Genomic DNA, 10,847 nt, shown 5'->3' with positions numbered 1-10,847 from the left:
TCTGTGCGCAGCGAGAGTAAGCCGGTGACATAAAGACCTTTAAAATCGAATTGGGGTGTGCCAGTTTAATCTCACGGCTAATCGTGCTAGGAGAAAAGCCAAGTGCTCTAGCAATTGATCTGAGCGAGTCTCCCTCTGATAACCGTTGTTCGATATAAAAACGATCTTTTTCATTTAAGTGCCGATAAACCATCTCTACCCTCTAAGTCAAAAGGCGAACTAGAGAGTTTATCTGTATGAATATGAACTCTCTACTGAGTGTTGCACTTCAGATGACGGAGGGCGAAGGGAATGACTTAACCTCCACTTTATTATTATAAATATATATTTTTTATTGTAAATATTTTATTGTAATATTATTAACTTTTTTACATGTGTAAGTTAACATTTAATATTTTGTTAATAATATTTATAGGTCGTGCCTAGAATTAATTTTATTGCAATATTGGGTGTATAAGTGCAGCCTGATAAATATACTAAATAAATATTAGAGTTAAGTTGTAGTGTTGTTGGCTGAGCATAAACAGTTACCTTAAATAACTTTAACTAGGCATCAGCCTCCAAAACTATAACTTTTTCTTGATTAATTAAATTTAATCTAATGGTTTGTGCTATTGGTTATAGCGTGCTGATGCACTAGAATCAAAAGTTGTTTTTTCTTTCTGTTGACTAAAAAATAGTTGTGAATCACTTTCTTGAATGTGTTCTTTATTGCTCGCTTTTATTATTTCGAGAATTTTAGGGCAAAAGCTTTCAAACTGAGTACCATGGTTTGCAAAATTAGAAGAAGATAGAAATTCATTTTCATATATGAATAATTGCAGTTCTAAATCTTCTTGATTTTTTTCTTTAGGTATAAAAAAGTTGAAAATTAAACCTATTACATTAGCCTGATATTTTTCATAGCAGGCTGCTATTAAATTTTGTTGTGTGCTTTCGATTTCAGTTGGTATGCTTTTTTTGGCATTTTCAAATATTTCCTTAACTTGATTGCTTATGCCTTCAATGTTAATCAATTGCGGTGGGTGTCCTAGTAGTTCTAGAATACAGTTTGATTGATCACCTAATCCTAGCTGATCTAATTGTTCAAATGCTTTGGGATGGTAAGATAGATTAAAGCGGCTTAACGGATAGGTGCTGGCTTCTTTAAATTGCTCTTTTATTAATTCATAAAATGAATCATTATCTTCTTCAGCTGTAATGTTGATCGCACTTTTAAGCTCTGCGTTAAAGGATTCTTGTAGGTCTGCAGAGGCGGCAAAGCTTATTGATTCTAAAAAAACAATTTCGAGTAATTTTTTGCCGGCAATGCTTTCATTTCTATCTTTGAAAAAGCCAATGACCCTTTCACTTTCGAGGCTATGATCAGTTTTTGATTTAAAAAAATCATTAAATTTAATATATAATTCAAGATGGCTTGTATCAGGGTATCTATTTAATTTATTTTGTAAAGACTCAAATTCTTTTTCAATTTCTCCATCGCTGAAAAGTTTGGCAATCTCTTGAAAGTTTGGGGTAGTGCCTTGAGAAGACAGGATAGACGTTCTATGGTTGAGGCTCAGGTCAAGATCTAAGAAATATTTTTTAAAGTGTAGTAAATATTGATTTAGGATGTCATTAAAAGATGGCATATATCTTACCTATAATCAAAATTATATTTTTTATTAATATTTTAAGTGAAAATAAAGTAAGTGTAAACTACATTTAATATATTCCAAAAACATAAAAAATCCATAGCAACTTTTATTTTGTTTTTTTGTAAAATTATGTATAGTATTATGTTAATTTTTATTTCATGATATAGTGATATTGCGGTTCGGTGGATATCATTTTAAAAGGAGTTACTTTATATCATGGCACTTTAAGTATAATAGCAATCGCCTCTGCTTTATTTTGATGTTTCTTGATTGTTTACATTTATCAATAGATAGATGGTTAGAAAGATAATCTTTTTGACTTTAATTGGCAATATTAATTAGCCATAGATAAAAAGAAAAATAAAGGGTGGGTAAATTTTAGCTATCTTTGTTTAGTTTGTGGAATTATTAAAAATAATAATGGAATACCTCATGGGTTGAGAAGGTTTTTTATGTTAAATTTTGAATTATCTAATGGAGATAAAGTACCTGGAGTAGGTCTGGGAACATGGTTAGCAAGTGATGCTGAGGTCTTTGCATCAGTGAAGCAGGCGCTTGAATGCGGTTATCGTCATATTGATTGCGCACCGATCTATTTAAATGAAAAAGCGGTGGGGCAATCTTTAAAAGATAGCTTAGGGTCAAGGCTTTTAAGCCGAGATGAGTTATGGGTAACATCTAAATTATGGAATAGTTTTCATGAACCAGAAAAGGTGGTGGGAGCACTAAAAAAATCCTTGTTTGATTTGCAGCTCGATTATCTGGATTTATATTTAATGCATTGGCCTGTAGCATTAAAGTCTACTGTGGGCTTGAACATAGCTGAAACTGCAGATGGTTTTTTATCTTTAGAGCAAGTGCCGCTGACTGCAACATGGCAAGCGATGGAAGAGCTGGTGAAGCAGGGCCTAGTAAAGAACCTTGGCGTTTCTAATTTTTCTATTTCTAAACTTAAGATGTTGCAATCACAGGTGAGTATACCGCCTGTGGTGAATCAAGTTGAAAGCCATCCGTATTTAGTGCAACACGATTTAATGAAGTTTTGTCAGAGTCATAATATACATGTGACCGCTTATGCTCCGTTAGGGTCAGGCGGCCGCCCTGAGCACTTTAAAGAACAAGATGAGCCTGCTGTTACTGTATTGGCTAATACTAGCATTCGTGATATTGCAAAAAAATATTCGCTGACGGTGGCTCAAGTGATTTTGCAATGGCAGTTACAACGTGGTGTTTCAGTGATTCCAAAGTCATTGAATGTGATGAGAATGCAAGAAAATTTAGCGGTGATTGATGCTTTGAAGTTAGAACACAGTGATATTGCGGTTATTAATGAATTAGATCGAGCTTACCGGTATTATGTGGGGAGCACATGGACCTGTGATGGCTCCCCTTATGTTGCGGATACATTTTGGTGTTAATGTAATAAAATTTTTGCTTTAAGCAATCTGCCAATTAGGGTGAGTCAGATTGCTTCAGCTTGTTCAAGCTCCCATTGAACGCCATATGGGTCAAGAAAGTAAAAGTATTTGATATGTGTAACCGCGTCACATATTTTGCTTTTTTCTGCTAGATTGTTTTCTTTTTGGCTATCGTTGCAGATAAGAAAATTACCTGGATGAATAGGGCTAAGTTGATAAGGTTGATATTGTGGATGATCGGTAATCATAGAGACATTTGGAATAGTCTGTAGATAGCGAAACGCTTGCTCGATGTTTTCAACTGTTAGGGCAATATGTCTGACCCCAGCGATGTCATTGGTGTTGCCAATACTACGATAGTCATCGCTTTGTGGGTAATGATATTGCATCAGTTCAATAAAAATAGGCTGGCTAGTGGTATTGATTTTTAAGATTGCCATATCAAGATTGACTTTTTCCGCATCTTCTATGAAACCTGCTGATTTAGCAAAACCAATGTTTTTAAAGTTTGGATAGAGCCTTAATAGCTCCATTCCAAGTGCTTCTTGGTAAAATGAAATAGCAGTATTGATATCATCAACAACGATATTGATGTGTGCGAGTCCTTGGCATTTAATCATGATTGATTAGTCTCCTTGTTGGTTTTTTAATTAAACAGTTGAGTGTTCATCAAAAGTAAGAGGGCGTCCGGTTTGATCATGTAGCATCAGTGCGGCTAAGCAAGTGGCTGATGCGGCGATGGTGAGAATGTAAGCGGGTGCAGAATTATTATGAAATAGTGATATGGCAATATTGCAAAGAAGGGGCATCATGCCACCGATACTACTGCTCATACTATCAACAATGCCGACGCCAGTGACTCGAACGGGTGTTGGAAAGAGTTCGGAGTAGGCACATTGAGCACTGGAGATGGTAATGGCCATAAACGTGTCAATAATAATCATAAATAAGGTAATAGCTAGCGTGGTTTGTATGTTCATCAGCTGGAAAATGAAAATACTGCTAATTAATGTCAAGATGGAAATAATAGTGAGTAGGCGTTGCCTGCCGATAATATCAGAGAAATAGCCAGCGATAGGGTAGAGTACCGTTAAATATAAGGTGGCAATGGTGTAGGCTAAGGATGATTGGCTGGTTGGAAAACCTTGATTGGTGGCCAGTGTTGGAAAAGAGAAACTCAGGCCGACTAAGCTGTTGCCAAGAAAGCCTAAGCAGATACCGATAAATACTTGTGGGCTGTGGTGCTTAAAAAGTGCTGACACTGGTAAACGGTATCTTTGTGGGTTCTTTTCGAAGATTGTTGATTCGAGGACGCCACTTCTAAAGATAAGGCAGATAATTAATAGGAAGGCGCCAAAGACAAACGGAATTCGCCAACCCCACTCGAGCATAACATTGGCGGGTGTTATTTTTAGCAGCAAATAAGCCATGGCAGCGGCAAGCAACGAGCCGAGAGAGTTCATTGCAAAAACAAAGCTGACATAAAAGCCACGCTTTTTATTGGAGACGGTTTCAGCGATTAGTACGGCTGCACTAGATGCATCACCTCCTAAGGACACTCCTTGTAGGCAGCGTAATGTGAGTAAAGCAATAGGGCTAAAGATCGGTGCTTGGTGTCCATTGGGTAAAATACTGATACATAATGTTGAAAAGATCATAATAAACGATGTAGTAATGAGTGTTTTTTTTCTACCGTAACGGTCGGCGAAGTGTCCCCACATGATACTGCCTACTGGGCGAAAAAGGGCACCTATGGCATAGATTGCAAAGAGTGGGTCAATACTTAGGTGTAAGTTAGGAAAAAAAACGCGACTAAGTGAAGGTGCGAGGATGGCAAGTATTGCAAAGTCATAATACTCGACACCAGCAATTAAGCTAATGAGTACGGGGGAGTGGGCTTTTGAAGTGTTAGAAAGATTGCGCATAAATCGTGTGCTGTATTCTCGTTTTGCTCAATTTACTTTGGCTGGTTGGTTGCATGTCGTAATTGCGTAATAGCTATAGTTATCGTTTAAGGCGTCGTGCACGCAGGTGCAGCTTAGGGTTAGTGTAAAATAACTCTGTACGTAAGAGTATGGGCAATTTGACTGAAAATACGGATATAACGCAGAGAAAAAAATTCAATTGCATAAGATCTGCATAAAAACTGTATAAATTGTAGTGTCGAATCCGTACATGATAAATAGACAGTAATAAAAGTCAAGTTTGATAAAATATATGTTACTGATTGATATTGCTGGCTTTTAACTTTTATAGAATAATTCAGTTATTATTTAATTTTTTATGGGTTTTTATTTTTAATATTCATTTTTTGTTTAATTTAAGAGTTAAATTATAATTAAAGTGTATTTATAGTATTATATTTTAATTTTGTATATTTTTTTGATATTTATAGAATGTTTTGTATTTAATGAAATGCTCTTCGTAACTTTTTGATTAGAGAAAATGCGACCGCTTTATCCCTTGACGTGTATTTACGCGTTGAGGTGCTGTAGCTAAAAAACTAGGTATTGAAAGAATAAAGGCGATTCTAAAGATTAAGGGGCGGGTGATGACAGAGAAAGAATTAAGAATACAGCTTGCAGCAGCACATCGTTTGCTTGCCCTGTTTGGTTGGGAGGATCTTGTTTCTACGCATTTAACGATTTATCTGCCAGAGTCTGACCAAATGCTTGCAACGCCGTATGGCTTGTTATTTGATGAGATTAGAGCATCAGATATTGTGCGTATTGATCGTGAGGGTTATGCCATTGGTGAGTCGGGGTATTCTGTGGTTGGTGCTGGGGTGACCATTCATAATGCGGTATATGATGCTAACCCGCACAATCGAGCTGCGATTCATACCCATAGTATATATGGAACAGCAGTATCATCACTGGAGTGTGGCTTGCTGTTTACTAATCAGCATTGCTTGCGTTTTTATGAACAGGTTGCTTATCATGAGTTTGCGGGGTTAGCGTTTAATGTTGATGAGCGAGCGCCAATTGCGAGTGCGTTGACCGATAAACCGGTTATGATTTTTAAAAATCATGGTTTGCTTGCCGTAGGCTCTTCAATCGTTGAAGCGTTTTATTATATGTATTACCTTGAAAAAGCCTGTGAATTACAGATTAAAACTTTGTCTGCTGGCAAGGCAATTGTACCGATTTCTCATCAAGATTGTTTATTAACTGCACGGCAATTTAAAGAAGTGTGTAAGCCTCAGATGGTTTTTGACGCATTATTGCGTAAATTGGATCGAATTGATGATAGTTATCGTAATTAATCTGGTCATAGGGTATTTTATACCTTAAATTTAGGTATCAGAATAATGTAGTAGCAGTAAAAGTAAAGGGATAGCTTAGGTGGCAATGCAAGATCATGTTGTGGTCGTGACAGGTGGTTCTATGGGAATAGGGTTGGCTGTTGTGAAAAAGTTTCTTCAAAAAAAAGCGATTGTCTATAATTTAGACTTACAGGCTGGAGAGTCTGGTCGTTATTTAGGTTGCGATGTGTCTGACAGTCAGCAAGTGAGTCGCGCTATTCATGAGGTGATTCGGCAAGAGGGGCGAGTTGATATTCTAGTGTCTAATGCGGGGGTTCATTTTTCTGCAACGATTGAAAATAGTGCAGAAGCTGATTATCAGCGGGTGATGGACATTAATGTAAAAGGGACGTTTTTTAGCGTGCAAGCGGTTATTGCACAGATGAGGCAGCAAAAATCAGGTAATATTGTTTTGCTCTCGTCAGAGCAAGCTTTTGTTGGTAAACCGAATTCCAGCTTGTATGGAATGAGCAAAGCGGCAATTGCCTCTTTGGCTCGAACGACTGCATTAGATTATGCAAAGTTTAATGTACGTGTGAATGCAGTGTGTGCAGGAACGATAGAAACACCATTGTACCATCAGGCGATTGATAACTATTGTCATCGTACTGGCGCAGATCTGACACAAGTGCATCAAGAAGAAGCGGCTTTACAGCCTTTAGGTCGTATTGGTCGACCAGAGGAGGTGGCTGAGTTGGTTTATTTTCTTGCCAGTGAAAAGGCTGCTTATATTACGGGCAGTTTGCAGGTGATTGATGGTGGTTATACCACGCGTTAAGTGATTATATGGACGATTGCTGCGCCTTGCCTTGACAGTGTTTGTCTGTCTTCATACAGTCGAGTATGTAAAAGAGAACGAAGAAACAAACGATTAAGCAAGAAGATAAGGATATTAATCATGCAAACGTCAACAGATCATGTTGCTAGAGCACAAGAATATATGCAAGGCGTAAATAAAGCGATTGCTCAGGCAAAAAGCTGGAGTTTTGATACGGTTGCAACGCGAGGGATTTATACGACAGAAGAAGCCTTAGCAAATAATCAAGGTTCATTGATAGAGCCGGTATATTTAACCTCAGCGCAAAGTTTTGCTGATGATAAAGAAATGCTTGCGGCGGTGGAGTATAAGATTCCACGTTGGGTGTATAGCCGTATTAGTAACCCAAGTTTATATTACTTAGAGGCAACCTTGGGACTATTAGAGTCTTATGGCTGTGAGTTTGTTGCGTCGGCCTGTACTACTTCTTCTGGCATGGCAGCGATAGTGGCGGCGATAGAGCCTTTGTTAGTGCGTAAAGAGCAGGAATGGAATGCTCCGTTTAATTTTGTTAGTTCCAGTCATGTCTATGGTGGTACGTTTCAGCAGTTTTCTGTGCGCCAGAAAGAGAAAGGCTGTCAGGTACGTTGGGCTGCGCCTTGGGCTAATATCAGCGAGTGGGAAGAAAAAATTGATAAATATACTCGGTTTGTTTATATCGAAGTGCCTTCTAACCCAAATGTGACTCTCTGCGATATTAAAGCTCTTGCCACATTGTGTGATCAGTATGATATTCCGTTGGTTGTTGATGCAACATTGGCAACCCCTGCGCTGTTCAGGCCCTTAGCCTGGGGGGCGGACATTGTTATTCATTCACTGAGTAAATCGATGACAGCTTCGGGCTTGAGCATCGGTGGTGTGTTACTGAGCCGGCCAAATATTCGTGGCTATTATTTGAGTGATGAGGTTAAAAATGATTATGCGACTTATGTAAAATTAGAACCTCATCGTGATAATGGCTCGTGCATTTCACCATTACAGGCAATTATTACGCTTTCTGAAGTGCGGAGCTTACGCTCTCGTACTTGGCAAATGTCATCCTCGGCCTTAAAAGTAGCAGCATTCTTAGAGAGTCACGCGGGTGTTGAGAAAGTCTTGTATCCTGGGCTGAAGTCTCACCCTCAGTATGGGTTGGCCGAGGAGTTGATGCAGCTGGTTGATAGCGATGAATCCAGTCACGGTGGATTATTGTCGTTTTGTGTTAAAGGTGGGCATCTGTCTGCGTGTGAGACACTGAATCGCCTTGGTGTTGTTTCACGGGCGTTGGATCTTGGGCGAGTTAAGAGTGTTGCTAATATTCCCGCGATTTCAACGCATCAGCAGCAAGGTGACACAGGACGAGAGTTGGCAAGTATTCCAAGTAATTTAATCCGCTTATCTATTGGCCTTGAGAATCCACAAGATATTATAAATGACTTAGAACAAGCTTTATCATAGTGAGAGTTAGGGTATTTGCTTAGTTTTATTCTTAATATGTTCTAAGCTTTTTTTACCCGTTTTTGTATAAAGTGAATAAACTGCCATACTTTGCTTAAATTGCTGTTATTGTACTGCTTTAAAATTTAAGTGAGTGTGGTATTAAATATCATATCTGTTTTTGTCATCGTAAGACCCTGAGCTTATCTGTTAATTACCAGCAAGAAATTGAGGTTAGGGCTCCTATTGGTACACCTTGGCAAGAAATTAATGCATTTATTCAAGATCGCGCAGCTTGGATAAAGCAAAGGCAAACAGAATTTGCTGATCTTTATACTAAAGTTGATTACCAGTATATAACGAATGAAGTGCATTACTTTCTTGGCCGGTCTTATCAATTAAGGGTTTATTCTTCACGCCGTAATGATTTGATAATAAATAAAAATAATAAAAGTCAGAGCCGCGACGATAAACGAGTGCTTTATTTGGGGGTGCATGCCTTAAGTAATCCTGAGTCTGCTTTATATCAGTGGTATCGTCAGCAAGCAACAAGAGTGTTTAGTGCTCGCTATGATTACTGGTTAAAGCAAGCACAAGAAAAGTTAATAATAGATTGGGAGTTAAGTTTAAACGTTGTGATTAAACGCTTGAAAAGCCGCTGGGGGAGTTATTCAACACGGGGGCGGATTAACTTAAATTTAGAGTTGATTCGCTATCCGCAACGTTGTTTGGATATGATTATTTGTCATGAATTATGTCATGTGCGTGAGCTTAGGCATAATAAACGCTTTTTTAATTTTCTCACTAAGCTTTATCCAGATTGGCAAGAGCAGAGCCAGCTATTATCTCGCTTAAGTATGAAGTATTAAATATTCAGGGCAAAAAGCTGAAATAAAAATTAATTAAAGTCGGTTGCTTTAGATCAGGGGTTATATTAATAAAGCAAAATAACATCTGATCTAGATTAGGCTTATTAGGCTTGGTTTATTTTGGGACTGATGTGTTTGTACTATGCAAATTTTCACACGCATACAGGGTATTTTCGAGTAGGGTCGTCACGGTCATCGGCCCAACACCACCGGGTACAGGGGTAATATGAGCGGCTTGTTCCAAAGCACGGTTAAAGTCAACATCACCCACTAGGCGGCCATCTTCTAGGCGGTTGATCCCAACATCAATGACGGTTGCTCCAGATTTAATCCATTGCCCAGGAATAAATTCAGGTTTACCAACCGCGACGACGAGTATGTCGGCGCGACCGACTTGGGTTTGTAGGTCTTTGGTAAAACGATGGCAGGTGGTGACAGTACAGCCAGCAAGAAGTAGCTCCAGACTCATAGGACGGCCCACCAGGTTAGAGGCACCGACAACCACGGCATGTAGGCCATGTAAGGACTCACCGAGGGTTTTTTTCAGTAAAGTAACCACACCATAGGGCGTGCAAGGGCGCAATAGGGGGCGTTTTTGGGTTAGGCGGCCGAGGTTGTAAGGGTGAAAGCCATCGACATCTTTGTCGGGATGGATTAACTCTAAAATTGCATCTGAATTAATGTGGTTTGGTAAGGGGAGTTGGATTAAGATGCCGTCGATCATGGGGTCGGTATTGAGCTGTTGAATGAGTGTAGTGAGCTCTTGCTCTGAGGTTTTTGTGCTCAAACGATATTCTTTTGAGAGTATGCCAACGGCATCACAGGCTTTTTTCTTGTTGTTGACATAGACTTCAGAGGCGGGGTCACTGCCAATGAGGATAACGGCCAATCCTGGGGCACGTAGCCCTTGGCCGAGTCGTTGGTTTATGCGCTTGGCAAGGGTAGTACGGACGTCCTCGGCGATTTGTTTGCCATCGATGATCTTGGCCATGATATAAACCTCAATGCTGTTTAAAGATGTTCAGGTGCTATGAAAGAGGCTGCATTTTCTCATATTGTATGCATCACGTCAGCCTTTAAATAAAAAACTTTATTGGTAATTGTGTGAGTAGGTGCTTGACCTACATGGGCTTATTAGCCTAGAATGTCTAGCGTTTTCTTAACGTTAGTATCTTATGCGCCTGTAGCTCATACGGATAGAGCATCGGCCTTCTAAGCCGAGGGTAGTGGGTTCGAATCCTACCAGGCGCGCCATTGCGAGTGTGGCGGAATTGGTAGACGTGCTGGCTTCAGGTGCCAGTGGGGGTAACCCTGTGAGAGTTCGAGTCTCTCCATTCGCACCAGCTCTATTTTTTAACATGCTTTTAGATATTATTGTTATTTAAT

At 39.2% G+C, this 10,847-nt stretch carries 10 protein-coding genes and 2 tRNA genes; 7 read left to right on the top strand and 5 right to left on the bottom strand.

Translation table 11 applies throughout. The features are described from left to right. Nucleotides 1-193: helix-turn-helix domain-containing protein (locus C200_RS00980; protein WP_033923636.1), on the bottom strand; the 193-nt coding region annotated here is incomplete at its 3' end. 418 nt (nucleotides 194-611) lie between these two features. Continuing rightward, a complete protein-coding gene (locus tag C200_RS00975; RefSeq protein WP_016209640.1) occupies nucleotides 612-1,631 on the bottom strand; it encodes a hypothetical protein in 1,020 nt (339 codons plus the stop codon). A gap of 458 nt (nucleotides 1,632-2,089) precedes the next feature. Between C200_RS00975 and C200_RS00970 the strand changes: the two genes are divergently transcribed. After that, nucleotides 2,090-3,055, top strand: a complete 966-nt coding sequence (locus C200_RS00970) for an aldo/keto reductase (protein WP_016209649.1) — start codon at nucleotides 2,090-2,092, stop codon at nucleotides 3,053-3,055. A gap of 44 nt (nucleotides 3,056-3,099) precedes the next feature. On the opposite strand, the gene C200_RS00965 is transcribed toward C200_RS00970, so the two are convergent. Together C200_RS00965 and C200_RS00960 are read right to left on the bottom strand one after the other, a co-directional pair. Beyond that, nucleotides 3,100-3,675, bottom strand: coding sequence for a VOC family protein (locus tag C200_RS00965; protein WP_016209646.1), 576 nt, complete (start codon nucleotides 3,673-3,675; stop codon nucleotides 3,100-3,102). A 30-nt stretch (nucleotides 3,676-3,705) separates the two neighbouring features. Beyond that, nucleotides 3,706-4,980: an MFS transporter gene (locus C200_RS00960; RefSeq protein ID WP_016209651.1), complete on the bottom strand. Its 1,275-nt coding sequence runs from the start codon at nucleotides 4,978-4,980 to the stop codon at nucleotides 3,706-3,708. A gap of 626 nt (nucleotides 4,981-5,606) precedes the next feature. On the opposite strand from C200_RS00960, the gene C200_RS00955 reads away from it, so the two are divergent. From C200_RS00955 to C200_RS00940, 4 genes are all read left to right on the top strand, one after another. Beyond that, the gene (locus C200_RS00955) at nucleotides 5,607-6,320 is read left to right on the top strand and encodes a class II aldolase/adducin family protein (protein ID WP_032126159.1); all 714 of its coding nucleotides are present in this window, start codon (nucleotides 5,607-5,609) and stop codon (nucleotides 6,318-6,320) included. 85 nt (nucleotides 6,321-6,405) lie between these two features. After that, nucleotides 6,406-7,137: an SDR family NAD(P)-dependent oxidoreductase gene (locus C200_RS00950; RefSeq protein ID WP_032126165.1), complete on the top strand. Its 732-nt coding sequence runs from the start codon at nucleotides 6,406-6,408 to the stop codon at nucleotides 7,135-7,137. Between the two features lie 120 nt (nucleotides 7,138-7,257). Beyond that, complete coding sequence (locus C200_RS00945; protein ID WP_016209658.1) at nucleotides 7,258-8,613, top strand: trans-sulfuration enzyme family protein; 1,356 nt, start codon at nucleotides 7,258-7,260, stop codon at nucleotides 8,611-8,613. A 140-nt stretch (nucleotides 8,614-8,753) separates the two neighbouring features. Continuing rightward, nucleotides 8,754-9,461, top strand: a complete 708-nt coding sequence (locus C200_RS00940; RefSeq protein WP_329936825.1) for a M48 family metallopeptidase — start codon at nucleotides 8,754-8,756, stop codon at nucleotides 9,459-9,461. A 115-nt stretch (nucleotides 9,462-9,576) separates the two neighbouring features. On the opposite strand, the gene folD is transcribed toward C200_RS00940, so the two are convergent. Beyond that, complete coding sequence (gene folD, locus C200_RS00935; RefSeq protein WP_016209661.1) at nucleotides 9,577-10,452, bottom strand: bifunctional methylenetetrahydrofolate dehydrogenase/methenyltetrahydrofolate cyclohydrolase FolD; 876 nt, start codon at nucleotides 10,450-10,452, stop codon at nucleotides 9,577-9,579. A 186-nt stretch (nucleotides 10,453-10,638) separates the two neighbouring features. Here folD and C200_RS00930 point away from each other — a divergent pair. Both C200_RS00930 and C200_RS00925 read left to right on the top strand, forming a co-directional pair. Continuing rightward, nucleotides 10,639-10,715, top strand: a tRNA-Arg gene (locus C200_RS00930). Nucleotides 10,716-10,717: 2 nt separating this feature from the next. Continuing rightward, nucleotides 10,718-10,804 (top strand) — tRNA-Leu (locus C200_RS00925). Nucleotides 10,805-10,847 lie beyond the last annotated feature (43 nt).

The sequence above is a fragment of the Piscirickettsia salmonis LF-89 = ATCC VR-1361 genome (assembly GCF_000297215.2).
Classification (GTDB): Bacteria; Pseudomonadota; Gammaproteobacteria; order Piscirickettsiales; family Piscirickettsiaceae; genus Piscirickettsia; species Piscirickettsia salmonis.
Note: the sequence above shows the minus strand (reverse complement) of the source record. Positions and strands in the feature narration are given on the sequence as shown.

What these genes read in the sequence shown, in the direction of transcription:
- C200_RS00950 (WP_032126165.1), top strand. Translation starts at nt 6,406, where the DNA reads ATGCAAGATCATGTTGTGGTCGTGACAGGTGGTTCTATGGGAATAGGG.
- C200_RS00955 (WP_032126159.1), top strand. Translation starts at nt 5,607, where the DNA reads ATGACAGAGAAAGAATTAAGAATACAGCTTGCAGCAGCACATCGTTTG.
- C200_RS00970 (WP_016209649.1), top strand. Translation starts at nt 2,090, where the DNA reads ATGTTAAATTTTGAATTATCTAATGGAGATAAAGTACCTGGAGTAGGT.
- folD (WP_016209661.1), bottom strand. Translation starts at nt 10,452, where the DNA reads ATGGCCAAGATCATCGATGGCAAACAAATCGCCGAGGACGTCCGTACT.
- C200_RS00965 (WP_016209646.1), bottom strand. Translation starts at nt 3,675, where the DNA reads ATGATTAAATGCCAAGGACTCGCACACATCAATATCGTTGTTGATGAT.
- C200_RS00975 (WP_016209640.1), bottom strand. Translation starts at nt 1,631, where the DNA reads ATGCCATCTTTTAATGACATCCTAAATCAATATTTACTACACTTTAAA.
- C200_RS00945 (WP_016209658.1), top strand. Translation starts at nt 7,258, where the DNA reads ATGCAAACGTCAACAGATCATGTTGCTAGAGCACAAGAATATATGCAA.
- C200_RS00960 (WP_016209651.1), bottom strand. Translation starts at nt 4,980, where the DNA reads ATGCGCAATCTTTCTAACACTTCAAAAGCCCACTCCCCCGTACTCATT.